Raw genomic sequence first — 26,390 nt, forward strand, 5'->3', positions numbered from 1 at the left:
ACAAGTGTGTAAGTTTCGTTGTAAGCTTATCAAAGATGCCTAAAATTAGTTGTTTAACGATTTGTGGTAGGGTTTTTTTAAAGGGAGTTGTTATATAATCTAACACAAGGATTAAATAAACCCAAATCTTAGTAAAATTTATTATGTCTATGAAACAACAACATGATTACCCCCAAATGAAAAATGAATTTAAACCTTCAAACAATTTAAAAATGAAAACGATAAAAAAAATATCACTAACCGTATTAAGTGTATTAGCTATGGTGTCTTGCAGCAAAGACAATGAGGATATCTCTAATGCTTTACCTGAAGGTATAGCCTTAAAAGCGGATGCTAAAGTTAAAGTAGGCGATTTACCTATGGAGATTTTGGATTTTGTGGCCAGGGAATTTCCCGAACGCACTATCGACGAGGCGGAAGAAGAAGATAATGGTAATTTTGAGGTTGAGTTGAGTGACGGCACCGAACTTATTTTTGATGCTAATGGCAACTTTTTGGGTATTGATGACGATAGTGAGGAGAATGGTGATTTTGACGACTTTGAGGTAGATATTGCAACCCTATTACCAGCTATTTTAGAGTATATAGAGATGAATTATCCGCAGATAGGCATAGAGGAAGCATCTATTGAAAACAATGATCATTACGAAGTTACTTTAAATGATGATGTCGTTTTAATTTTTGATGTCAACGGTGGATTTTTAGGCATTGGTGTTGATGAAAACGATCAGGACGGTGATGGAGATTATGATTGGGATGAAGAAGATGGCCATGATGACGGTGAGGCTATAGACCCTGCCCAATTGCCGGATACGGCTTTAGCATACCTGGAAGAAATGTACCCTGAACTTACAATTGTGCGTGCAGAAGTAGAAGACGAAGGAGAATATGAAGTGACTATGAGCAATGGCCTTGAGGTCTATTTCGATGCCGAAGGAAATTTCCTTTCTGTTGATGATTAATTCGACTGAGATTAATTGATAAAGGCTGGTTGTCCTTGACAGCTAAAAACTAAACTAGAAGGAGTCTGCCTATGGCGGGCTCCATTGTTTTAAAAGGGAGTGGTCCTTTTATTTGCAAACATTATACGTTTGGTAGTAAAATTGCTTTTAAAAACAAATGCTTCACCGGTATTAAGGCTTATCGCTAAGGAATTTAAATTGGTTTTCTAAATAAGAATTAATAGCTTCTCCCTTATTTTTTAGTTCTTCGTATAATTTTATATTCACAATCGCTGAAACGGCTATGGCACCTACAAGCTCAGGGATTTTCTCTATTGATATAATGCAATGGCGCAATTGGGAAGAAGATTCACCATAATTTTCTATTCCCGTTTCAAAAATAGTTTTAACGCTTTCTGAATTATGGCAGTTTCCTGTAAGTTCCCGCAGTTCCTGTCGTATTTTTTTTGGCAACTGGTTAAACCGTTCAATCTGCCCGTCAAAACGGGTATAAAATGCATTTAACTGCACGGTTAGCGTATCATTTATAAGGAAAGTTTTGATGCCCTGTACCTTTAATCCATCCCAGGTATTCTCATCTCGGTCTGCAGGAATTATACCCGACAAAACCCAGGCAATATTGGTTGTTAACCTGGCCGAATCTAAAATAACAGACTCTTTATTTTCAAGAATTTTGAGCACCTCTAAACCAGTGGTATATTGATTGGTTAATTGCTCAATAATGGCCTCAATTTTATTCAAATCTCTGTTTAAATCCTGATGAATAGAATTTATGCGACTTCTTTCACTGATGATCGCCTTCCTATCCTCATTCCAATTATTGATCTGCAATGCAATTAATATTCCTATGACGACAAGAACAATTTCCCCCAAGGCATAAATGAGATACTTTCCCGTTTTGCCTGCCCGTCTGTCAGGAGTATTTTTAGCCAAATGCTGCCGGCGGATTTTTTGAAAGAATTTGATCATATAATGTAGTGGCTGGAAGTTACCTCACCAAGGTACTCAATTATCTTTTAAAATTTTCACTAGGAAAACGCTGAATGAGGATTAATTTTAAAGAAGTGCAAAACGACACAACCATCATATCTTCCGGGCACATATTTTAATATAGTAAAACTTCATTTTCAATTATTATATGTAGATTTAGAAAAGCCTAAGGCAAAATTGAATGGACTAGAAATGTTAATTTAAATTAATTAATGAAGTTAAATATAAACAATAGAATACTTGAAGTGGATGTTGACCCTGCTACCCCTTTATTATGGGTCATCCGGGAACAGCTTGAGTTGACAGGAACAAAGTTTGGATGTGGAATAGGACAATGCGGAGCCTGTACAGTCCATCTGGATGGACAACCAATTCGATCATGTCTTACCCCGGTACAGCAGGCTATAGATAAAGAAATAACCACAATAGAAGGTATTGCGCCTAACGATAACGAATGGCATATCATACAAGAAATATGGATTGAGGAACAAGTTCCTCAATGCGGATATTGTCAATCCGGTCAAATCATGTCTGTCCATGCCTTATTGACCAACAATACGTCTCCAACCGACAAGGATATAGACGAGGCTATGAGTGGCAATATTTGCCGATGTGGCACCTATCCAAGAGTACGAAAAGGAATCAAAAGAGCTGCTGCTACATTGGCGGCAGCTTCAAATACAATAAAAGGGAACAATGGGGAAGTGGACTAGACGGGCTTTTATTACAACCGGAGTATTGAGCGGGGGTGCCCTGATAATTGGGGTGGCCATCAGACCCGGAAATCGTGCGGATAAAGTCAAGGATTTAATTGCCGGAGAAGGAGATACCGTACTCAATATCTGGCTGAAAGTTAATGCAGATAACACCATTACGGTTATTGTTCCTCATGCCGAAATGGGTCAGGGGGTCCATACCACCTTGCCAATGATGCTTGCCGACGAAATGGATGCGGATTGGAAAAATATCAAGATGTTAGAAGCTCCGGGCAATAAAGAATATGCGAATTACGCCATGGGGAAAGGGTTTCTTATGGGACCAAAAGATATCCCTTCTATACTTATAGGAACGGTTGATGGCTTTTTTTTAACGGCCACTAAACAAATCAGTCTTCAAATGACCGGGGGCAGTTCTTCTGTTCGTTTTACGGGTATGTTTGCCATGCGCGTGGCAGGAGCCGCCGCAAGATCCGTTTTACTGGAGGCCGCTTCAGAGGAATGGGAAGTCGCTGCAGAGGAATTAGTAGTTAAAAACAGTACTATTTCGCACCCGGCGAGCAATAGAATGGCACCTTTCGCAAGTTTTGTAGTAAAAGCTGCGAATTTATCTCAACCGGCCAAACCCCGTCTTAAGACATCAGAAGAATTTACCATAATGGGAACCTCGCCACCGCGGTTCGATATTCCTTCTAAGGTAGATGGAACGGCAAATTTTGGAATTGATGTTGTCCTCCCAAATATGAAATATGCTGCCATCAAGGCATCTCCTGTTTTTGGAGCCAAGGCAAAGCCTTTGGAGGCAAGTGCTATTAAGGATATGCCCGGGGTGCACAAAATTGTGAATCTTGAAGGAGCCATAGCCGTAATTGCAGATGGCTATTGGCTGGCAAAAAAGGCGATAAACACATTACCCATTGAGTTTGACAAAAGTGATCACGATACCGTAGGCCTGAATGATATTTATGATAAGTATTTAAGGGATATGGATTCCGCCATTGCGGAGGGGAATGAAGAAAAAGATGTTAAAAAAGGAAGCATAAAGGACATTTTTAAAGAAGCTACCAATGTAATACAGGCGGAATACAGGGTACCTTATCTTGCCCATGCTACAATGGAACCCATGAATTGCACTGCTTTGGTAAAAGAAGATGGATGCGAGATCTGGGTGGGAAGTCAGAATCCCTTAGGATTTGCAAACAGTGTAGCCGAAGTGCTGGATATGGACACAGAGAAAGTATTGGTACATAACCAATATCTGGGTGGGGGATTTGGTCGAAGATCAGTGCCCGACGTTGCCATTCAGGCAGCCTTGATTGCCAAGGAGGTAGACTATCCGGTTAAGCTAATCTGGTCTCGTGAAGATGACATCAGACAGGATCATTACAGGGAAGCCAATATCAGTCGCTTTAAAGCGAGCCTTAATGATAAAGGTCAAATAAGCGCGTGGAACAATCAGTTTGTATTTAAGCACGACCCGGAAGAAGCCCCGCACATTCCTTATGGGGTTGAAAATCAATTTATTCATTATACGAATAGTGAAACACATGTGCCCTGGGGATATTGGCGAAGTGTAGATTCTTCCATGCACGCTTTTTTCACTGAGTCCTTTATGGATGAGCTGGCGTTTAAAGCCAATAAAGACCCTTATCAGTTTAGGCGGGATCATCTTACCAATGCACCCCGATTTTTAAAGGTGCTGGACCTGGCTGCTGAGAAAGCCAATTGGGGAGAAGCCCTTCCGGCTAGATGGGGCAGGGGTATATCCCTTCACCAATCTTTTGGTACCATTGTGGCCCAGGTTGCCGAGATAGAAATAGTTGATGACCAACTGAAGGTGCATCGGGTTGTTTGTGTGGCTGATCCTGGTTATGCGTTTCACCCCGACGGTTTTACTGCACAAATGGAAAGCGGTATTGTTTTCGGTCTTACGGCTGCTTTGTATGGCGAAATAACCATCGAAAACGGGGCCGTAAAGCAGAGTAATTTTCATGATTACCAGATGGTACGTATGCACGAGTCTCCTAAAATTGAAACCTATATCGTTACAAGCGACAACTGGCCAGGAGGGGCAGGTGAACCCAGTACCCCGGGTATTGCCCCGGCATTAGCTAATGCAATTTTTAATGCAACTGGGATTCGGATTCGCGAGCTACCGGTGAAAAATCATGAATTAAAGGCTGATTCAAAGATCTTAGGCTGATATAATCTATAAAGGATATTTTACTTAGGACCCCGTTCTATTTATCTGCTTTTCTATAGCTTTTTGTCGCTCAAGAAGTCGCGCCTGCTCTACAGCGAGCTTAATTTTCTGGCTTTTAATTGCGGCTAATTCAGAAAGTAATGCCTTTTCCTCAGAGCTGTCCTGGTCTATTGAGAAATTCGAACTATCGAAAGTCTGCTCAATACCCTGAGTGTAAATATCTAGCTGGCTAATTAGGGTTTGTATATCAGAAAAAGCCTTTTTGGTGTAATACCTTCCCATTTCAAAATCTTTAGGGTCCGAGGCTTTCTCCAAATTTTCAATCCCATCTAAAATAGGATCCATAGCTTTATCACAACCACATACTTCTATCTGGTTTTTTACTTTTTCCAAAGCTTCCAGAGCCTTATAGGCATAATATTTTTGGTGATCAAAATTCTTTGAGCTAATAGATTTCTTTGTGTGGTTTAAAGCATAAGACGCTGAAGAATACGTGTTGTCGCATTTTGCTGAGGCGAATAAGGTAGCCGTCATAAACACAAAGGATAATAGAAATTCAGGTTTCATTGTAATTCATTTTAAGATTAGGGACCGTAAAGGAGGTAAACTTTGTGGAATTAAAAAAAAATATGTGGTCAACTGTTGAATTTTGTAGTCAAAATACTATTAAAACCAATTTTAGAGGTAGAATGATCTTAAAATTACTTTGTAATTATCAAAAATAAAAGGCCATCAATCGCATTTTACGTAGATCAAAATTAGGACCATGAATTGCTGCCATATTGATTATCACAATATGTATACCACCAGAAAACCTAAATAAGTACCAAGTGCATTGCCTAAGGTTCCAACAAGGATGGCAGGCAAGATGAGCTCATTTCTGTCAAAGGTTTCAGCAAGAGCTATGGCTGTAGTGCCTCCACCAATATTAGCCTGACTTACTATCGAAATCATCTCCCAGTCACGGTAAATGAAACTGCCTAATAGAATTACAAGGATCCCATGCAGAAATACAGCAATTGAAGCAAATATCAATAAAGTAAGCCCCACCTCCTTAAGTTCTATAACCGAACTAATTTCACAATATGCCCCAATTACCGCCAGAAATATGTATACCAGGTACAAACCAAGGAAATGGTTTCCCTTTAAACCTTGAACAAAACGGGTTTGCGCAAGTAGAATCCCAATAGTAGAAAGCGTTAAAATTGAAGGAATTTGAGGGAAAAAGTTAGTTATTAATTCAGATATATAATATGCGAAAATACCCAGAAAAAGCAACCAGATTAGCGAATGAAAATTAAGATGTTCTTTATCCTCTGCAGCTAATGTTGGTGCAGCTGTTTGTACCTTTTTATCTTTCCAGAATGTTCTTAATATGGCAGGGAAGGAGATGGTGACGATAATCCATATGGTAGTAATTACATTGTCAACCGCAATGGTACCGGCATACAGAATACCTCGTTCCTGAAAATCAAACTCCAGGGCCACCGCATTAAAGTTGACACTACCTCCTGTATAGGTTCCTGTTAACATACCAGCAATAATTTTACCATCTTCTCCAAGTATGTCCTGCGGTGAAATCAGATACCAGGCTATAAGCACTCCCAGGGTGGTAGCCAACGAGCCTATTAAAAACAGGATAATCATTGGAGCCCCGGCCTTCTTTATGGAATTAAGATTAACCCCCAACAATAGGTAAAATATAGAAATAGGGGCTAAATAGGTAAAAATACCATCATATAAAGGAATAGAATTTGAAGCTGAAGGAATTAATCCCAGGTTAGCTACTACTGCCGTAAAAAGTATTACCAATAAAGCGGCACCCAATTTTTTGCCAATTTTGGTTTTAGAAATATAATCTGCAAGGATCACCATTAAACACAATACCCCTAAAACATAAACAGGATTTTCGATAAAGCTCATTGGTTAAAGATATCAAAATAATGATACGCTTCTTCCCTGGATTGTTTTTCACCAGTATATAGGTTAATACTTTGAAATATATATGTTTCGCTATCTTTATTGGTGCTATGAGCTTAGAGTAAAAAATAATAAACTCTTGTACCCAGGTGAATAGGTCAAATATTTCTTCTTATAGCAAACAAATTCTTCTGTTATGAAAAACTTTCTGATACTTCTATTTTTATTATTGTTGTCTATTGGTTGCAATACGAATCCAAAAATTGAACCGGAACAGGACTCAGTTGAAACTAATACCCCATGTGATAAAACAGGCCTTACGCTCCAGATTCTGGGCTCTGGTGGCCCTGCTGCCGGAGACGTCAGGGCTTCAACCGGATATCTGGTTTGGTTTAATGGCCGTCCTGTGGTGATGATAGATGCCGGAGGGGGCACTTATCTAAGATTACAACAAGCAGGGGTGCATATTAGAGATATTAAGTTTCTGGGCATAAGTCATTTTCATCCAGATCATGCCTCTGAGCTGCCGGCCTTGCTTTGGTCCGACATTTTTTCAAGCAGGCCGACTCCATTAAACGTTTCCGGCCCGGAAGGCCAAGGATCTGACGGAATCAAAGGATTCCTTTCCGCTATAAATGATATGGCAGCCCCTATTGATGCTTTTACCAGAATCAATGCTATTGAAGTTTTTCCACAAAAAGATTCTATAACAACGGTCTATAAGGATGAACTGCTCGAGGTAATTGCAATTGGGGTAAACCATGCCAATAAACCTACTTTGGCCTATAAAGTAACCATAGACCATAAGAGCATTGTTTTTGGAGCAGATCAAACGCTTGATAGCCCAGATTTTGTCAATTTTGTTAAAGGTTCAGACCTTCTGGTATTGCATTTGGCCATTTCTGAAGAAGCTGACAAACCATTTACAAACCTGCATGCGAAACCAGGCAAAGTGGGGACAGTAGCCGAGGAATCTGGTATTCAGCGGGTGGTTTTAAGTCACTTAATGAAATTAGATGCTACTGATAAGCGAGCTAATCAATTTAGTCTTTATGATATAAATACCACAGTAAGGCTTGTGGGATCAAAATTTAACGGAACAATTATCGTGGCAGAAGATCTTGCATGTATTTCGTTATGATGTTAAAAGCACCAATGGTTAGGTTATTTAATGAGTTCACGAACTCACTATCCTATCTAATTGTAATGGATTGTTCTTCTGAATGTTTAAAAGTTTATAGATTCGGGATTGAAACCAAAATCCAGTAAGAAAAAAGACATCCTCGATATGATAATGCACCTTTTCGGGCTTGAAAGGAAAAGATAGTTGTTGGTTACGAGAAATATAGTGGGAACACTATTTTAAATATGTCATATTTAATTACAGCTATAATTTCAAATGTGTAAAGCACCAAACGGTAACTAACAATTTATGATATAGTATTACTTACCTGGGAAGCCTAATTAAATACAAATTATTGGAATAAAATATTTCTGCTTTTATATTCTCTAAAGGACTTCTATTTGAAAAGCAGCTTTTTGATTTGCACAATCTTTGCGGATAGTATAAATGTATTAAAAAAGCACAAGCTTTAATGGCTTGTGCTTAAAAAGCCAATTTACATAGAGGTTGCTGTAGTACGTTATTCTTTTTTTTCCATATTTAAGGGCGAATGATGTTCATGGACTATTCTCCAACCATTTTTAGTTTTAAGAAATAACAAAGATATTTGTTCGTTCACCACTGCGAGATCTTTATCAAATTTCAAATGAAAATCAGAGTGAAGGGTAACATTAGCGGCATCACCATAAACATCTACTTTCAAATCGTTCATATCAAATTTCACAACTTCAGTGACCGAGCCGAAAACACCTCTTTCAAATTCTTCATTTTCCGCTCCACCATTTCTAGGTTCTCCATTTTTAAATTCAGTGAACTTAGGACCATAAGCATGGAAGGATATTAGTCTGTCAATGTCATAATCTTTTACACTTTGGGCAATACTGTCCATAGTGAGTTTTACCTCTTGTTTTGCATCTGGAAATTCATCGTTTAAAAGGTCAATTTTCACTTCTTCAACTACAACTTTTTCTTCTTTTTGTTTACATCCTATAATTACAATTCCGAATATCGTAATCAGCGCAAATGTTATTTTTGCTTTCATAATTTTATATTTAATTGGTTATTAGTTGATTATAAAGATATAGTATTACTTACTTGGTAAGTCTAATTGAATACAAATTAGTGGAATAAAATATTTCAGTACCTTGTTAAGGTAACCACCAACCAACCACTTCCAATGATCAACTTCTTTCGTAAAATCCGTAAAAAAATGGCAGACAATAACAAGCCTTTAAAATACATGAGGTATGCCATAGGGGAAATTGTACTAGTGGTGATTGGAATTCTGATTGCGTTGCAAGTAAACAATTGGAATGAAAAGAGATTGAATTACATGGAAGAAAAAAGAATCCTGAAAGCTCTTTCAGAAGAGTTGAAATTAAGAAGATTTCTCTTTGCCAGAGGCACAGAACAACAAGAGAATAGTATTCTTTCGGCTAAAAATTTGCTAATGGAAATGCAATCTCCAATACAGGAAATGAATATTGATAGGCTTGATAAAGATATAGATAGGATTACCTCACGTTGGTTGTCTGGTACACCGACCTCAATTTATGATGCACTTATCGGATCCGGTGAACTAAAACTTATTTCCTCGGAAGAATTGAGAAATGCCCTTGCACAATTAAAATCTGACCAAGAGTTTCTTAGCCTTTTTGAAGAACTCCAAGTTAAGTTCGTCGATGATAAACTCAGCCCATTCCTAAATAAGTATATTAATCGTAGTGCTATCCGATTAAAAGGAATTGGTAACTCACAATTAAAAGATATCCCTTTAATGCAAAATGAAACGGATTATAATAAAATTCTTAGGAATAATGAATTTGCAAATTTATTGGTGGAATCTATTGAACACGCCTCTCGAGTTATTAGAAACTATAAAAGGCTTGAAAGGGTTGTTAACGGTGTCGATTCACTTGCTAATATTGGGAATAGCGGTATTGAAAATCTACCTGCTTTGAATACTAAATGAAAATAACAAAAGGCTAATAAAGTTCCTCACCCACAAAAGCATCTGTCATGGTATTGTGCTAACAATTTCACCGTGAAAAACGCGAGTGAAAAAAATCATTATCATGTCAATGCTTAGGAAAGTCCTTCAAAACGAAGATTTTGTGGGACATGGGGCTTTTACTTTATTCCGTTCGAATAACCACCCCTTTTTACAGCACTTCCAACAGATGCAGATAGAACTAAACAGTAACTTATAATTTATGATATAGGATTACTTACTTGGTAAGTCTAATTGAATATAAATTATTGGAATAAAATATTTAAGTACCTTGTTAACAATAATTCGAATATATGAAACTTAATAAGATTCACATTTGGCTTAGCGTAATACTTGTAATAGTTCTTGCTGGTTTTTGGCCTTCTTATTTAGCCAAACCTATGCAAGTACCATTTAGACTTCATATTCATGGCATTACAGCTACTCTATGGTTTATCCTACTTATAATCCAACCATACCTTTACAGTAAAAAAAACGTCCAGCTACATAGAAAATTAGGTATGCTCAGCCTGATACTTGCGGGCGGTGTAATTGCTTCTGCAATCTTGATGATTCCTCATTTTTATAACGGCCCGTTTGCAGCTGAAGTAGTACGGAAAATAATTTTGTTTGATGTCACAAATACTGCTGGATTTGCAATTTCGGTTTGCATGGCAATTGTAAATTCTAAAAATGTTCAGGTTCATGCTCGCTGGATGGTCACAACTGCCTTTTGGGCACTCCCTCCTGCGTTGGCAAGATTGCTAAATAATGTATTTGAAGCAAATGGGATCGATTTATATTTCAATGACCCGGCAAATGTTATAATTTCTTTAATCCTGCTTTTACTAGTAATAAAAGACTATGTGAAAGAGAAAAAAATCTATGTAAGCTATGTGTTTGTCTTTATCACAAACATATTACTGCTCATTCTAAATGATTATATAAGTAATTCATTTTGGTGGGAGTCATTGACAGATTCAATATTTAATTCAGCCCCTTAAAATAACCATCGTCAACAAACACTAAAATGAATATGCGAACTGAGCTATTTGAAATAATATTTCGAGACAAATACTTCAGTGCTTCTAGCAAAGTACGCGGGGCGCATATCAATTGGTTTCAATTTTATATTTCTTGAAGTTGAGGTTGAATGAATTTCTTGATCTTAGTAATAGTGTTTTTATTCAAATTACAGATCTTACGAACGTGAGATCCTTTATACCCTTGTTCCAATAACACAATTGGACGTTTATACTTCTTGATAAAGTTGATGGTTGATTCTTTTCTCCTTGGTTTTCTTCTTTGTTTGGCTCTTATAGCCAGACTTTTTACAGCACTTCCCACAGATGTTAAAAGCACCAAACTGTTAGCTTGTTTAATGAGTTCACGAACTCACTTTACTATCTAATTTTAATAGATTGTTCTTCTGAATGTATATGAGTTTATAGATTTAGGATTGAAACCAAAAAATCTAGTAAGAAAAAGTCATCCTCAATATGACCATGTACCTTTTTGGGGTTGGAAGGAATAGAAAGTTCTATTTAAATCCAAAATATCAATATTATGACCATTGTCATTTGATTTCATTATTGGTAGAATAATCTTTGATGAATATTAGAATTCATACGTCATGATCAAATTAAAATTATTATTTGTTGTATTTACAATTTTATCATTCACCGGATGTAATAAAGGTGATGATATCGAACTTAGTTCTATTGAAGGAACATACATTGGGTCATTAGAAAGTGAAAGTTTAATTAATAAATCATCCCAAGTACCAAATAATGAAATTATTGGAGAAATTAAAATGAAAGGAAATCAATTGGAATTCCATTGTTTTGGTGAAAATATTGATGTTATAATGATGTTAGATTATTTTGAACACTATGAAAATATTATGGTTTGTTTAACCGGAAACGATTATTCCAATTTGTACGGACATGGACATGGCGAAGGGATGATGTCAGGAGATGGTATGAATCATATGAATTCAGGTAGCACAGATTGGACTAGACATTTGGATAGTGCACATAACCAAGATGAACACCATTTTCTTAGTGGATTCAATATGCATAACAGGACTTTCAATTGTACTTTTCAATGGAACGGTAATACTGTTACTTTTACAGGTATAAAAAACTAACCTCGATTTAATTTATAGAATATTTCACAGCACTTCCCACAGATGATGATAGTACTAAACAGTAACTAATAATTTATGATATAGTATTAACTTACTTAGTAAGCCCAATAGAATACAAATAATTGGATTAAAATATTTCAGTACCTTGTTAAGGTAACCATCAACCAATACTACACATGATTAACTTCTTCCGTAAAATCCGTCAAAGACTGCTGGCTGAAAACAAATTCAGTAAATATCTGCTTTATGCTATTGGGGAAATTGTATTGGTTGTTATAGGGATATTAATTGCTCTGCAGATTAATAATTGGAACCAACAACAAATCAATGATGCTAAAATCACGAGTATTTTAAAAGAAATTCAACAAGATTTAGTGATTGATGTTGAGAGTTCTAAACAAGTCTTTAATCTCTTTATGAGAGATTGTATAATTGAAGACTCAATATTAAATAATAAATCCACACGAAACGACTATCCAAGTGGCCCCAAAATAGGACATAGGCTAGGATATAACTCTGTCAATTTCGTCATTAATACCAGTGGTTACGATAACTTAGCGAGGAACATTGACAACGTTCCTGAAAAGTATCAACCTATACTTAAGGATTTAAAGAATCTTTATGTGAGGATAAAAAATAGTATAGACATATCTAATTCACGAATAACGGAAACTGTATTAAAAAATGTTGATGATGGATCTAATCAACACGGTTTTTTTTTATTAAAGCAAAGGGGCATTGTGACGGAGGCAGCATTTAATTATTATCTCTATGATTCTCGCTATAAGAATATGGTTCACAATTACATGAATGATAGAGGAAATATTGCTTTATATAGTCAAATATTTCGATTTAAAGCTGTTGAAACGTATGGTAAAATTCAAGAACTTATTGAAAGTACAGATTCAATTCCCAAAACATTAGATTTAGAACCAATGACCCAAACAATATTAAATACTATAGTGGGAACATATAAAATAATGGATAGTAGCTTAGCAGTTGGGATTAAAGAAATAAAAATAAGCAATGAAGGAAAGGAATTGCATTTGACTTTTAAAGAAGATGATATTGATTATAAATTAGAACATCATAAAGGATATATTTTTATTCCAATTGGCTCTCAGGTGTACATAAGTTTTAACACCCCAAGTGAGGGTAACCTTTCGATGAGAAGACCTGGTTTAGGGTATACGACCTATATCAAAGAAGAATAAGTTGATGATATTAGAAATGTATTATTGCATACTTTCAAGCTTGTCTAATTAGATTAAAATGACAAAATGCTAACAACGCCTTTTATTCATAGCCTCCTATCTCCTACACCATCTTTATTAAGAAAGACCAAGCACTACTACATCTGTTACTCTCTACAATGTGGTGGTCTTCTATTTAAGTATTATTAAACTGCCGAGCAGACAAAAAAACGACATTTTTTTATTATCCTTAGGGAGGGCCTTGGTTTATTTTGAATCACAAGTGAGGTAACACAACCTTTCTTCTCTTTCGACTTATTTATTCTTCTTCTATCGCTTCTTCGAAACCGAATAAATCAATGCCAAACCGGCTATTATAAGTAAAATGGGAACTAAGGCAAATTCCGGTGTGAAAAATTCCCACAATCCGCCCACGATAAAACAACTGCCCACAATTACCCAAAACCCTTCCAGTTTCAGGCCATAGAATCTACGGGCGACCTGTCCACCTAGCGTGATGATGCCAATAACAAGCAATCCGATTGCTTTTCCAACACCGATGGTAAATGCAATACCCACCCAAATAAAAAATAATCCCCAACCTACTGCCTCTATAGTGCGGGCTACTCCATGTTTTTCATGCGTTTTGACTTCTTGATTTTGACCTTTCATAGTTTGGACAACTTTATAAATTTATTTAATTAAAAAATTTCTTCATATATAACATGATGTTATCAATCATGATGTCACTATAGTGTAAAATATCGCACAGAAATAGTACAAACAATGATTACGGTCATATTGGTTGATGATTTATAATATTCCCATTGCAATACTAAGGTTTTTGGTAGATGATTCTTGAAAAAGGAGTTCCTTTCACTTTTTTTAAGCATAAATATGTTAAACCATTAACCAAGTCTAAAGAAAAAAAATTAACCCCAACAACCAAGTCATCCTAGACTAAAAAACATTACAACAACTAATTTTTAGTACTTAGTAACTTGTTATCGAAGTACGTGACATGTTTAACGAACAATACAAAAGTATTTCTCTGACAATTTGTAAAATACATTTTCCCGCTAGCGCGAACGTCAAGCTCGAGCCTTGTTCCAACCACCCATCCCTATTAAGGAATCTATAATGAATGGCCTAACTTAGATGGTCACCACCACCAACTAAATCTACATCTGTTATGTTATGGTGCGGACAATGCTACCGGGTAAAAATGCTAGTAAAAAAATCATTATCATGTCATTGTTTTGGAAAGGCCTTCAAAACTAAGATTTTGTGGGACATGGGGCTTTTACTTTATTTCGTTCGAATAACTGACCATTTCACAGCACTTCCCACAGATGTCAAAAGCACTATACGGCAACTAACAATTTATGATATAGTATTACTTACTTGGTAAGTCAATAGTTTACAAATTAGTGGAATAAAATATTTCAGTACCTTGTTAAGGTAACCATCAACCAATACTACACATGATTAACTTCTTCCGTAAAATCCGTCAAAGACTGCTGGCTGAAAACAAATTTAGTAAATATCTGCTTTATGCTATTGGCGAGATTGCATTAGTCATGATTGGTATTTTATTGGCTCTTCAGGTTAATAATTGGAATGAATCGAGAAAAGAGCGAGTTCAAGAAATCAAACTCTATGAAAATCTATTGGTAAGTTTGTCCGCAGATTCTACAGATGTAGTAAAATTTAGTGGATTAATAAGTGCTGGAATGGAAGCTCAAAAATTTTTCATCAGCAATTCATATCAAGAACTTATTGAAAACTATACAGTTCAACAGCTCGAGGACTCCCTTAAAAGTACAGGCAAAATCGGCGCCAGTTTTTTTCCAAGATATAGCGCATATAATCAAATGTCAAACAGCGGTTTTCAAGCACTTCTTCAATCTGAAGAGATAAAATCCAAATTGTTAGAGCTATATGACAGAATATACAAACGTTATCTGCATGTAGACGCAAGCATTGATGAGAAGTCGGAATTTCATCTCAAGCCAATCATTAAAGGAGATCTTCAAATTTTTTATGACCGTAATAACATACAGCCTGCAAGCGTATTCAATATAAAGAAATTCGAAACCTTTTATCCCAAACTAATAAGAGAATTTAGTAGTATTCTTAGTACGTCTGGTAATGCTCTTGATTCTCTTCGAAATTGTCAAGAGGCAATCCACGAACTATTGTCTCTCATTCGAGACGAACTCGAACACTTGAAAAGTTAGTTATTAAATATTTAAAAAATAACGAAGGCACAACAATGGCTATAAGTAATCCGCCAGAGGCGGACAGGTTGATTGTTCTCGCTTACTTTGGAAGTTCCTGCAGAATTCCAAACTTGGTGTATGGTCTATTTGCGATATAAAGGATAGTTAATGCATATTATCCGAACAAAATTTCGCTAATGTTTCTAAACTCACCGTGTTTACTATGGTTCCTTAACTTAGCTTAAATAAATAATCTCTTATCTTAGTTTCACATATAAAAGATATATAGATCATAATCTATATCCCTACGTTATGTCTTACGGTAAATTTATGCAGTTATAAGCCAATTGGTTACGAACAAAAAGATACTTTATAAATATGAAAAAAACAGTTTACTTCTCCATACTTCTGCTCCTTATCCTTAGTTGTAGTAATACTAATGAAGCTGATAAGCAAGAGTATCGATATATTACAGACCTAACCAAGGTAAAGGATGGGCGTATACCAGTTGAACTACAGTTTTCAGGGGAATTACCTGATACAGCCTGCTTCTGTTTACCTAAAATTATTCCTGGCATTTATGATGATACAAATTTCGGGAAGTTTGTTCATGATTTTAAGGCATTTACGAGTGAAGGAGAACGACTAGAGGTAAAGAAGTTTAATACCAATTGTTGGCAGTTATTTAATGCAAAGAGTCTTGCTAAGTTAGAATACAATGTATCACAGGGTTGGGACAACTTTAATTTCGAAGATCTTAGACCCTATAGGTCTGCGGAGAACTATTTTAATGAAGATATCTTCATTTTAAATTCTAACGGTATATTTGGATACTTCGAAAAACTGGAGAAAGTTCCTTACCATATTACAATTTTAAAAAGGGAAGACTTTTATGGAGCAAGTAGCTTGGAAAAACGGAGTATCTCCAAAAACCAAGATGAATTTAAGGCTAAGAATTATAGGTATTTAGTGGATAATCCTTTGATGTATTCAAAACCCGATACCACATCAATCGAACTTTCTAATATCTCTGTTCTTATAGCAGCTTATTCAAGTTCAGGAAAAAAAATAGCGGACTCCTTAGCCATATCAATTGGGCCTTTACTAAAAAACCAGACAGCATACCTTGAAGGAAACCTAGCTACTGATAAATACACTTTTATCGTCTATCACAATGAAAATGTCGAAGATGAGAAATATTTCTCCGATGGCTTAGAACATAATCAATCGACTGTTCTTCTTATGTATTCCCCTTTTGATATGGAAGCGTTTAAGTCAACTGTCTTTCACTTGGCTAGTCATGAGTTTTTTCATACTGTACAGCCATTGGGACTACATTCCTATGAAATTGCAGAGTATGATTTCTCTAATCCGAAATTCTCTAAGCATTTGTGGCTATACGAGGGGATGACGGAATACTTCACTATCCACATGCGGATAATGGAAAAAATGGAATCATTGGATGAGTTTCTCAAAGTCTTAGAGCAAAAGGTTTCTAACATGAATAAGTATTCTACTGATATTCCTTTCACTGAGTTTAGTAAGAAGGTAATAGATATGCCCGATTACTACATGAATGTCTATTTCAAAGGAGCACTAATTAACTTATGTCTGGATATAAGATTACGTGAGCTGAGTAATGGGACATATGGGGTTCAGAATTTAATTGCAGACTTATTAAAGAAGTATGGGAAAGACAGACCGTTTAAGGATGATTATTTATTTGAAGAGATTTACAAGGTAAGTGGCTTCCCTGAGCTTAAAGTATTTGTAGAGAAGTACATTTCAGGAACAACCCCTCTCCCTCTTCAGGAGACCTTGTACAAAGTAGGTTTCAAATATGAAGAAGAAACGGGAAAGATCACAGAAGTAGAGGTCTTAACGGATGAGCAAAAACTTCTTAGAAAATTTTGGATTAATCAATGATATACGCATTTATTGCATTTGACTTAGAAAGTCATGGATTGTTTGTCTTTCATGCGTTATGTAGGGAAAGACTAGTGGTGTGAGATGGGTATATCATAAGCATAAATGTCCATAGCCTCCCTGCGGTTTGGCTACGGCAAGTGAGGCTTAATTTTATTAAAATTAAAAATAAAAGATTTAACTAGAGCCTACGCCCAAAGGTTAAATGAAATTACTGCCTATCTCCTTTTCCATCCTATGTAAAGAAAGACCAACCACTACTACATCTGTGATTCTATCAAATGTGGAGGTCTTGTTTTTAAATCCGTAGTGCTTATAATATTTGTTGTATTATCTTAGTTTAAATAACTGGTATGTCATCAGTAACTATATCCCTTTGTCGTAGCTAATGCGGTAACTAAGAAACTGAATGGAAAAAACAATATTCGAAATTACCAAAATGGACTGTCCTTCCGAGGAAAATCTAATCCGAATGAAACTAGACGGAATTTCAAGTATTGCGAATTTGGATTTTGATATTCCAAACCGAAAATTGACTGTTTTCCATAGCGGTCAAATCGACCAAATTGAAAAGTCGATAAACGAATTGAATCTTGGAGGTAATAAAATCTCTACAGTACAAACCGAGCAAACCGATTTTAAAGAGAGTACAAACCAAAGAAAATTACTTTGGACTGTACTAGGAATTAACTTTGCTTTCTTTGTTATCGAAATGACAACAGGTTTGATTTCCAAATCTATGGGACTTGTAGCAGACAGTTTGGATATGTTAGCAGACAGTTTTGTTTATGGAATTAGTCTTTTTGCAGTTGGTGGAACCATAATCAAAAAGAAACGAATAGCAAAACTTGCAGGATATTTTCAAATCACACTTGCGATTATTGGATTTGTAGAGATTTTAAGACGATTTTTCGGAAATGAAAAACTTCCAGATTTCACTACAATGATTATTGTATCAATCTTTGCTTTAATAGCGAACGGAATTTGTTTGTATTTGATGCAACAGTCAAAAAGCAAAAAAGAAGCACATATAAAAGCTAGTATGATTTTCACTTCAAATGACGTGATTATCAATTTAGGAGTTATAATAGCAGGACTTTTAGTGAATTGGTTAAACTCGGGAAAACCCGATTTGATTATCGGAACAATCGTTTTTGCTTTGGTAATTCAAGGAGCATTTAGAATATTGAAATTAAGTAAATAAAAAGAACACTAGCTACAACAATGGCTTTTATTCATAGCCACCTATCTCGTACTCCATCTTTATTAAGAAAGACCAAGCACTACTACATCTGTGACTCTCTCTAATGTGTGCATATAATGATGTGCCACATTACTAATAAGCCCCAACCAACTTTGGGCTTAATCTAAATAAACTATCTTAGTTTCCATGAGTGGGAGTTTAATAATATCTACGTCCCATTGCTGTAGGTCATCAAGACATAAATAGAAAAATAGTTGGAATTAAATCTAATAACATATAACCCTAATTTGATTGTTAAAACAATAGGGAAAGCATTAAACATCGCAACAAATTCTAAATATGTAGAAGAAGAACTTTTTTTGTCAAAAAAATATGGTGAAGGCAGAATATTAGGTTTTAAATTTAGTGATGGAGTAGGTCTTTTACTATTTGATTGTATGTTTAAACGAAGATGTACTGTAGTCTTTGACAAATCTCTTTTGTCACCATTACTCTTTAACTTCGTCTCTACAGGAAGTATTACGCATATTAGCAATTATGAAAATAATCACTACATGCTTAATCCATTACAGAGCACTATCTCAGGTAATCAAATGGATAGTTCAGAAGCTTTTATATTTCAACCTAAGGAAAAAATAGTTTTTTCGTGTATTATGATCAATAGGGAAGATTTTAAACATAAGATTGATGTGGAATCAAATAAAATGCCAGAGAAGATGAAATCGGTTTTTTTAGATACACTTACTGAAAAGTCTTTTTTTTATCAAACTAACTACAGTATGGCCAGCTCTATACACCTACTGTCAGTATTAAATAATAGCCATGTTGACCTGGCCAGGAGTGTTTATTTAGAGGGCATTACATTAGAATTATTATCTAATCAAATAAAATTGTTTAATAACAGTGTCTCAACCACTTCTGCAAAGAGCACAGTTTTAAATAATGAAGACATCGAAAAGATATTAAAGGCTAAAGAAATATTACTTAAAAATTTAAATGAGTCACCAACTATTGCATCATTGTCTAAAAAAGTAGGTGTCAATCAAACAAAACTTAAAATTGGTTTTAAAAACATTTTTGATACCCCAATAAAAACCTGGTTACGCTATAAAAAACTGGAAAAAGCTCAATTATTGTTATTAAAAGACCAACTAAGTATTAAAGAGATATCAGAAACTGTAGGTTATCAAAATCAAAGTCACTTCGCCAGGCAATTCAAAACCCGCTATGGTGTGTTACCTAAAGATTATCTAAAGCAAATAAAAAAAGTAAGAACATTTGACTTATAATACTGCTTACCTTAAAAAAGTAACAGTTCTCTTTTTCAATGGTTCACACCGTAACACTAAAATTATTATAAAACGTTTCAGCAATATTCATTGAAATAAACCCAAACGGGGCATTTTAACTTCTATTCCGTATTTATTCTAAGCATATAGTTCCAGACCTTTGAAAATGAAGCGGGAGTCAATGCATATAATTCCCTTTGACTTTTTATGATAGAGAATATAGAAATATAAAACGGATATAATGAAAACACTCAAAGTAACTTTTTTTTTAGCAGCGTTAGTTGGGGCAATGCAATTAAATGCGCAATCCTACGTACAAATAAATTCCCAATCATCTATTCAATCAGACCAATCGTCTATTCAATCAATTGAAGCAACAGTTGATTATGATAACGCTCAACGTCCCTGCATTCAGGTAAATCTAGATCCCGAACCCAAAACTCTTAAAAACGCCTGGAGAGAGTATCTTAAAGACAATTACGATTTTAAATTGAAGGGAATAGGATTTTTAAGCAACAATGACCTTCGTTCAGCAGAAGCAATAACTGTAAAACAAATATCTTCTAAGGAAATGGATTTCTACACGCTTATCACAGAAGACGAAAATGGTTCTGAAATGAAAGTATTCGTACGCTATGGTTACGACATCTATTTGACCAAAAAAAATAACCCTGATGAATATGAGGCCATTACTGAAATAATGGATAGTTTCTTAAAATACTATTTGCCAATATATTATGTAGGTAGAGTTAATGACACTGAAAAACGCATAGAAAAATTAACAGATGAAACAAATGATTTGACAGAAGAAATTGTTGATGATTCTGCCAGAATAGCCGAACTGAAGAAAGAAATTGAAGAATTGGAAGAAGAGTCGGAATCTAAAACTGAAATGTTAGCAATGGCGAATATAAAATTGATAAAAAGAAATGAAAAATTGGTTAGAATAAAAAATCAATTAACAAAATTATAATAAAGACAAAATAATTCGTTAGAGCATTAATACAAAGTAGGAAGATCATCATTATACCTATGAGAGAAATCTTCTTCTGAAAATTCTTACTTACAACTTCTTTATCTCATTTCCACTGTTGGCGTGAGCGTTGCCCCCGTTGGCGAGAGCGTCACGCTCGTGTCATACTAAAAATCCATTAAACCCAAGTTCATACAGTCATAATCTTTTTTAAAAGAGTATTATCTTCTTCATAATTTCTTACACTATGATATTTCCAATGCTTGGGAAAAGACACCATAAAGCATGCCCTTGAATTTGCCACTTCCTTGTCTTAAAAAGGTTGTCGAAAACTTCGAGCACACCCTGTTTAAACCCAGGAAGTTTAACCTGAAACAACACTCCGTTATGGAAAAGTGATATTTCTCACGGTTGGCGATAGGTAACCATGCCAGTAAAAGCACCTTTTGTTACGCTAACTAATGTGCACATGTAGTTGATAAATATATCCAATTGTTTTAACCAATATAAAGTTCCATTAATAAGATTGATTAAATAATACATATGATGAAGATCATTTATTCACTTTAAAACAAGGTGTATTTTTAAATGAATTTTAGTAGGGTACGTTTAATTAAAAAAACTAAAATGAAACTACTTAAGTAAACTATAAAAAATGAAACAGACAACTAATTTAGGATTAACAATAATCGCATTGATATTTGTTGTTATATTCACACTTCAAAACACCACTGAAGTAAGTATTACACTATTATTTTGGAACATTAAAACATCATTAGCTTTATTAATATTTTCTTTATTCTCTTTTGGTGTAATAATTGCAATTTTTGTTCTAACACCAATAATCATAGCTCTTAAATCTACATTAAAAAAAGACAAAAAAATCATTTCTGAATTACAAGAAACCGGTGACGTGTATTCTGAAAAGCAAGTAGAAAATAGTTAATATACGGCCAAAAGCCTTGGTATATTTAATTGCCTGAATAGAAGTGAAATCAGAAGTTATAGATCATATAAAGTTTATCGTAATTTGAAAGAGAATAGCCACCAGTTGGTGCGAGTCTGGCTTCTTTGCAGACACAAGTTTCAAGCTCGTGTTATACTAAAAATCCATTAAACCCAAGTTCACGAAGTCATTATCTATTTTTAAAATAGTATCATCTTCCCCATAATTTCTGACGCTAAGGTATTTTCAATGGATGAAATAAGACACTGTAAAGCGTGCCTTTGAAATTGTCACATCCTTGTTTTCCAAAGGTTGCCTCACTACCTCGAACACACCTCACTTAAATTCAGGAAGTTCATCCACAAACAACACTCCGTTATGGGAAAGTGATATTTCCCCTGTTTGGGAATAGGCTACGCCGCCGACCAAGGCAACATCTGTGACGCTCCCTAATGTGTACATGTAATGATGTGCCACATGACCAATAAGCCCCAACCAACTTTGGGCTTGATCTAAATAAACTATCTTAGTTTACATAAGTGGGATAAAGTGCATAATGTACTATATTCAAATGTTGTAGCTAATTTTATAAAAACAAAAAAACTAACCTTAAAACTTAAATTTCAAATGAATAATTCGAAAAACAGTATTTCCAGAAGAGAAATGTGCTCCTTAACTGGACTAGGAATTGTTGGGCTTACACTTCCTTTTGGTTGCATTTCTTCAGATAAGAATTTCAATTTAGCAAATATTCATTTTAAAAACCTCTATGAGGTAGCTGATCTTATTAAATATAAAACAATTAGCTCAGTTGAATTGACTCAATTAATGTTAGATCGTATAGAAAGTATTGACAAAAGATTACATAGTTATATTACTATAATGAGTGAATATTCATTAAAAAGAGCTAAAATGGCTGATGAGCAGTTATTAAAAGGGGATTATCTTGGTCCTTTACATGGTGTTCCAATTGCAGTAAAAGATTTAGTCTTTACAAAAAATGCTCCAACAACTGGAGGTCTTTCTTTTTATAAGGACTTTGTTCCTGAATATAATGCAACGGTCTTTGAAAAATTAGAGAATGCTGGAGCTATAATTCTGGGTAAATTAAATCTTACTGAAGGTGCTATGGCTGGATATCATAGTGACTTTGAAATTCCTATAAACCCATGGGAAGAGCAACATTGGGCTGGCGCTTCTTCAAGCGGTTCAGGTGTAGCCACTGCCGCTGGACTTTGTTTTGGTTCACTTGGCACAGATACTGGAGGCTCTATTCGTTTTCCTTCAATGGCAAATGGTGTTGTTGGACTCAAACCAACTTTTGGTAGAGTTAGTAAATATGGTGTTTTACCTTTAAGTGATTCTCTTGATCATGTTGGTCCAATTACTCGATGTGTGAAAGACGCTGCTATTATGTTTGATGTAATTAGTGGTTATGACGAAAAAGATCCAAACTCTATAAATAAACCTGCTTCAAATTTAAGTGCTGAACTAGCAAAGGGAATAGATGGACTCAGAATTGGATTGGATGAAAGTTATATTGCCGATGGTGTTGATAAGGATATTGTTGACAGCATATTGAATGCAGTTGATAAATTAGAGGAATTAGGAGCAGAAATTGTAAGATTTAAAATTCCTTGGGACAAAAATACTCTGGGTGGAATTTGGTTTAATATCTGCACACCAGAGGCTGTGGTTGCTCATAAAATTAATTATCCATCAAAAGAAGATTTGTATGGTCCCTATTTTCGTGATTTCCTTGCTTATGGTAAATCTGTATCTATAAAAGATTACGAAGATGCCAAATTAGCTAAAGAAAAATTTAAGGAGGAATTTTTAAGAACATTTAAGAATGTTGATGTTATAGTGGCTCCAGCAGGAACTTTACCAGAAGGGATTACTCATGAAATCCAAAGAGGAAATATGGAAAATTTTAATCCTTATGTAGCAGCTGCTAATATGCACTTTACTATACCTGCTAATCTTTCAGGAACTCCTGCAATTACATTTCAATGTGGAAAATCGAAAGAAGGATATCCTCTTAGTTTACAACTAATGGGAGCTCCATTTAGTGAATCTATATTATGCAGATTGGGTTATGAATTTGAACAAGCCACAGAATGGCATAAACGGCATCCAGCAATTTGACCATTTTTACAAATATGAAAACTAGCTACAACAATGGCTATAATTCATTGTGGTTTTGTGCCACTCCAAAATTAATTTTATAAAATACGACTGATCTTACGGTGGAATATTTCCTGCGGAAAATTCCACAACGAAACCATAGCCCAACCGTTGGCAATAATTTGATTAAAATCTAACAATATGAAATTTAAACGCAAAAGCTCAATATTAATTTTTACAGTATTAGCATTAATAGCTTCTTCCTCATGCAAAGAGAAAAAGGAATCTAATGATTCAGAGAACAAAGTTGAAAAAAAGGACAACTATGTAGAAGTAATAACAAACGGAATGGATTTCCAAACCGTGGATGAAATTAAATCTGGTTGGACTACATTTAAATACATAAACAAATCGTTTGAACCACACTTTTTTATATTAGAAAAAATGCCCGACACCTTGGGATTAACCACGTACAAAAAAGATTTATTCCCACCTTTTATCTCAGCATTTGAGCATTTTGGAAAAGGAGAAATGGAAGCAGGTATGAAGGAATTTGAAAAAATACCGCAGTGGTTTTATAAAGTAGAATTGGCTGGAGGAGTTGGATTAACCTCAAAAAAAACAACATCCAAGTCGACAATATTTCTTGAGCCTGGGACATACATTATGGAATGCTATGTTAGGATGCCAAACGGTTTGGGACATGTTTTCATGGGCATGATTAAAGAGCTAAAAGTAAGTAATGAATCTAATGGAAATGAACCCCCAAAAGCTGATTTTAAAATAGGTATATCAAGTGAACAGGGAATAACATTTATTGACTCAATAAAATCAGGAAATTATACATTTGAGGCAATATTTGAAGACCAAAAACAATACGAACACTTAATGGGACATGATGTTAATTTGGTTAAAATTGAAAATGACAGTTTAGTAACTGATTTGAATAATTGGTTAAACATAGTTGATTTTAAAGCATTTCGTTCACCTGAACCTGGGGGATTATTGTTTTTGGGAGGAGTTGAAGATTTACCAGCAGGAGAAACTGGTTATTTTGAAGCAACTCTTGAAAAAGGGAATTATGTGCTAATCTCTGAAATTCCCAATGCAGTTGAAAGAAAAATGATAAAACCTTTCACTGTATATTAAATTAAAAACTATTGCCAACAATGTCTAACCGCAATTACGGCGGATTCGATTATGTCCGAATCCACTCGGAATCGCTAACTTCTTTTCCGAACCGAAAATCAATGCATATAAACCCGTAACTGACGGTTATACGAGACCGTTATACTTAAATATCATCAACCAAAGAGATATCTGTGACCCTATCTAATGTGGAGGTCTTTTTTTAAGTGGATTGTACTTATAATATTAGCTGTATTATCTTAGTTCATATAAGTAGGATATCATCAATAATTATATCCCTTTGTGATGCTCAATTGTAAGCTTGCAACATGCGAAGTTTTCGCTCGTCCTTATATGAAAACTAAATATCATGGACATGAAAAAATTAACATTCGTCTTAGTCATTTGGTCATTTTCGTTTAAGTTGTTTGCCCAAACAATTGAATCTAAACCATTTGAATATCCCTTTAAAGTACATGTTTTTGATTTGCCTATATCATCTAATGGCATAAACTATAGGATTTATATTAGGGAACCGCTTAGAGATCCTGAAAATGGTGAGCAAGCTTCTGCATTTTATTTTCTTGATCCTTTAAGTTTATTTGTTCCTTCTGCTGCAATGAGCTCTAATTATGAATACTTCAACTATATTCCAGCTGCCTATTTCATTGGTATAGGCTATACCAATGAAGCAGACGGTATACCAAAAGTAGAAAATCGGACTAGAGATTATACACCTACCAAATTCACTCCTCCCGACAGTACTCATTTTCTCGCATCTAATCCGGTGGATTATATTGGTTCAGGTGGTACCGATACATTTTTAAAGGTCCTTAAAGATGAGCTTATTCCTTTCATTGAAGAGCATTTCAATGTAAGTGACTCTGACAGGGTGCTAATTGGAAATTCCCTAAGTGGATTAGCGGCAATACATTCGTTACTTACCCAACCGGAATTGTTTAATCGTTATATTATTATAAGTCCGTCACTATGGTGGGATGATTGGAACAATGCCAGGCATGATAGATATGTTATGAAACAAGTTTCTGTTCTGGATAAGGGTTTATTCAGTAAAGAAACGAGAGTTTATTTTGCAGTAGGTGAAAATGAAGAAGGTTTTGGGATGGTTACGGATTTGTATGTATTAGTTAATGAACTGAATATGAAAAGAATTGATAATTTGAAATTATATTTAGATGTGCTTGAAGGAGAGCAACATGAAGGTGTCTTCCCATCCGGATTTATGAAAGGAATAATTGGGATATATAGCAATGAAGAAAAACGGAGACCTTCTTTTTCACCAGTTAAATGGATAAATTGAGGGTTTGG

The 26,390-nt window shown here is 35.1% G+C and carries 22 protein-coding genes and 2 pseudogenes; 17 read left to right on the forward strand and 7 right to left on the reverse strand.

Annotated elements, in window-relative coordinates; genetic code table 11:
- Positions 1 to 212: 212 nt before the first annotated feature.
- A complete protein-coding gene (locus Q0874_RS08905) occupies positions 213 to 962 on the forward strand; it encodes a PepSY-like domain-containing protein (RefSeq protein WP_299162027.1) in 750 nt (249 codons plus the stop codon).
- A gap of 171 nt (positions 963 to 1,133) precedes the next feature.
- On the opposite strand, the gene Q0874_RS08910 is transcribed toward Q0874_RS08905, so the two are convergent.
- Positions 1,134 to 1,931 (reverse strand): DUF6090 family protein, encoded by a 798-nt coding sequence (locus Q0874_RS08910; protein WP_299162029.1) that lies wholly within the window; start codon positions 1,929 to 1,931, stop codon positions 1,134 to 1,136.
- Between the two features lie 233 nt (positions 1,932 to 2,164).
- On the opposite strand from Q0874_RS08910, the gene Q0874_RS08915 reads away from it, so the two are divergent.
- A complete protein-coding gene (locus Q0874_RS08915) occupies positions 2,165 to 2,665 on the forward strand; it encodes a (2Fe-2S)-binding protein (RefSeq protein WP_299162031.1) in 501 nt (166 codons plus the stop codon).
- The gene (locus Q0874_RS08920) at positions 2,649 to 4,871 is read left to right on the forward strand and encodes a molybdopterin cofactor-binding domain-containing protein (RefSeq protein WP_299162033.1); all 2,223 of its coding nucleotides are present in this window, start codon (positions 2,649 to 2,651) and stop codon (positions 4,869 to 4,871) included. The genes Q0874_RS08915 and Q0874_RS08920 overlap by 17 nt, the downstream gene beginning before the upstream one ends.
- A gap of 24 nt (positions 4,872 to 4,895) precedes the next feature.
- On the opposite strand, the gene Q0874_RS08925 is transcribed toward Q0874_RS08920, so the two are convergent.
- A complete protein-coding gene (locus Q0874_RS08925) occupies positions 4,896 to 5,438 on the reverse strand; it encodes a hypothetical protein (protein ID WP_299162035.1) in 543 nt (180 codons plus the stop codon).
- A 222-nt stretch (positions 5,439 to 5,660) separates the two neighbouring features.
- Positions 5,661 to 6,794, reverse strand: coding sequence for a DUF819 family protein (locus Q0874_RS08930; RefSeq protein ID WP_299162037.1), 1,134 nt, complete (start codon positions 6,792 to 6,794; stop codon positions 5,661 to 5,663).
- Between the two features lie 193 nt (positions 6,795 to 6,987).
- Between Q0874_RS08930 and Q0874_RS08935 the strand changes: the two genes are divergently transcribed.
- The gene (locus Q0874_RS08935) at positions 6,988 to 7,932 is read left to right on the forward strand and encodes an MBL fold metallo-hydrolase (RefSeq protein WP_299162039.1); all 945 of its coding nucleotides are present in this window, start codon (positions 6,988 to 6,990) and stop codon (positions 7,930 to 7,932) included.
- Positions 7,933 to 8,434: 502 nt separating this feature from the next.
- On the opposite strand, the gene Q0874_RS08940 is transcribed toward Q0874_RS08935, so the two are convergent.
- Positions 8,435 to 8,956, reverse strand: a complete 522-nt coding sequence (locus tag Q0874_RS08940) for a nuclear transport factor 2 family protein (protein WP_299162041.1) — start codon at positions 8,954 to 8,956, stop codon at positions 8,435 to 8,437.
- Positions 8,957 to 9,091: 135 nt separating this feature from the next.
- On the opposite strand from Q0874_RS08940, the gene Q0874_RS08945 reads away from it, so the two are divergent.
- The 4 genes from Q0874_RS08945 (at position 9,092) to Q0874_RS08960 (ending at position 13,267) form a co-directional block, all read left to right on the forward strand.
- Positions 9,092 to 9,886, forward strand: coding sequence for a DUF6090 family protein (locus Q0874_RS08945; RefSeq protein WP_299162043.1), 795 nt, complete (start codon positions 9,092 to 9,094; stop codon positions 9,884 to 9,886).
- 332 nt (positions 9,887 to 10,218) lie between these two features.
- Positions 10,219 to 10,908: a hypothetical protein gene (locus Q0874_RS08950; RefSeq protein WP_299162045.1), complete on the forward strand. Its 690-nt coding sequence runs from the start codon at positions 10,219 to 10,221 to the stop codon at positions 10,906 to 10,908.
- A 629-nt stretch (positions 10,909 to 11,537) separates the two neighbouring features.
- On the forward strand, positions 11,538 to 12,053 hold the full coding sequence (locus Q0874_RS08955) for a hypothetical protein (protein ID WP_299162047.1): 516 nt from the start codon (positions 11,538 to 11,540) through the stop codon (positions 12,051 to 12,053).
- A 176-nt stretch (positions 12,054 to 12,229) separates the two neighbouring features.
- Positions 12,230 to 13,267, forward strand: coding sequence for a DUF6090 family protein (locus Q0874_RS08960; RefSeq protein WP_299162049.1), 1,038 nt, complete (start codon positions 12,230 to 12,232; stop codon positions 13,265 to 13,267).
- A gap of 309 nt (positions 13,268 to 13,576) precedes the next feature.
- Here Q0874_RS08960 and Q0874_RS08965 read toward each other — a convergent pair whose 3' ends face one another.
- On the reverse strand, positions 13,577 to 13,918 hold the full coding sequence (locus tag Q0874_RS08965) for a hypothetical protein (protein ID WP_299162051.1): 342 nt from the start codon (positions 13,916 to 13,918) through the stop codon (positions 13,577 to 13,579).
- A gap of 812 nt (positions 13,919 to 14,730) precedes the next feature.
- On the opposite strand from Q0874_RS08965, the gene Q0874_RS08970 reads away from it, so the two are divergent.
- The 5 genes from Q0874_RS08970 (at position 14,731) to Q0874_RS08990 (ending at position 20,860) form a co-directional block, all read left to right on the forward strand.
- Positions 14,731 to 15,486, forward strand: a complete 756-nt coding sequence (locus Q0874_RS08970; RefSeq protein ID WP_299162053.1) for a DUF6090 family protein — start codon at positions 14,731 to 14,733, stop codon at positions 15,484 to 15,486.
- A 360-nt stretch (positions 15,487 to 15,846) separates the two neighbouring features.
- Positions 15,847 to 17,394 (forward strand): hypothetical protein, encoded by a 1,548-nt coding sequence (locus tag Q0874_RS08975; protein WP_299162055.1) that lies wholly within the window; start codon positions 15,847 to 15,849, stop codon positions 17,392 to 17,394.
- Between the two features lie 409 nt (positions 17,395 to 17,803).
- Positions 17,804 to 18,598, forward strand: a complete 795-nt coding sequence (locus Q0874_RS08980) for a cation transporter (protein ID WP_299162057.1) — start codon at positions 17,804 to 17,806, stop codon at positions 18,596 to 18,598.
- A 254-nt stretch (positions 18,599 to 18,852) separates the two neighbouring features.
- A complete protein-coding gene (locus Q0874_RS08985; RefSeq protein ID WP_299162059.1) occupies positions 18,853 to 19,887 on the forward strand; it encodes an AraC family transcriptional regulator in 1,035 nt (344 codons plus the stop codon).
- A 241-nt stretch (positions 19,888 to 20,128) separates the two neighbouring features.
- A complete protein-coding gene (locus Q0874_RS08990) occupies positions 20,129 to 20,860 on the forward strand; it encodes a hypothetical protein (protein WP_299162061.1) in 732 nt (243 codons plus the stop codon).
- A 316-nt stretch (positions 20,861 to 21,176) separates the two neighbouring features.
- On the opposite strand, the pseudogene Q0874_RS08995 reads toward Q0874_RS08990, so the two are convergent.
- Positions 21,177 to 21,280, reverse strand: a pseudogene (locus Q0874_RS08995) (ATP-binding protein); the annotation flags it as partial.
- A 235-nt stretch (positions 21,281 to 21,515) separates the two neighbouring features.
- On the opposite strand from Q0874_RS08995, the gene Q0874_RS09000 reads away from it, so the two are divergent.
- Positions 21,516 to 21,806, forward strand: coding sequence for a lipopolysaccharide assembly LapA domain-containing protein (locus tag Q0874_RS09000; protein ID WP_299162064.1), 291 nt, complete (start codon positions 21,516 to 21,518; stop codon positions 21,804 to 21,806).
- 258 nt (positions 21,807 to 22,064) lie between these two features.
- Here Q0874_RS09000 and Q0874_RS09005 read toward each other — a convergent pair.
- Positions 22,065 to 22,253 (reverse strand): annotated as a pseudogene (locus Q0874_RS09005) (ATP-binding protein); the annotation flags it as partial.
- A gap of 102 nt (positions 22,254 to 22,355) precedes the next feature.
- Here Q0874_RS09005 and Q0874_RS09010 point away from each other — a divergent pair.
- The 3 genes from Q0874_RS09010 (at position 22,356) to Q0874_RS09020 (ending at position 26,382) form a co-directional block, all read left to right on the forward strand.
- Positions 22,356 to 23,954, forward strand: coding sequence for an amidase (locus Q0874_RS09010; RefSeq protein ID WP_299162067.1), 1,599 nt, complete (start codon positions 22,356 to 22,358; stop codon positions 23,952 to 23,954).
- Between the two features lie 180 nt (positions 23,955 to 24,134).
- Entirely contained in the window at positions 24,135 to 25,082 is a 948-nt protein-coding gene (locus Q0874_RS09015) for a hypothetical protein (RefSeq protein WP_299162070.1), read from the forward strand.
- Positions 25,083 to 25,437: 355 nt separating this feature from the next.
- Positions 25,438 to 26,382 (forward strand): alpha/beta hydrolase-fold protein, encoded by a 945-nt coding sequence (locus Q0874_RS09020; RefSeq protein WP_299162073.1) that lies wholly within the window; start codon positions 25,438 to 25,440, stop codon positions 26,380 to 26,382.
- Positions 26,383 to 26,390: the final 8 nt, after the last annotated feature.

Source organism: uncultured Eudoraea sp., assembly GCF_947490415.1.
Lineage (GTDB): Bacteria > Bacteroidota > Bacteroidia > Flavobacteriales > Flavobacteriaceae > Eudoraea.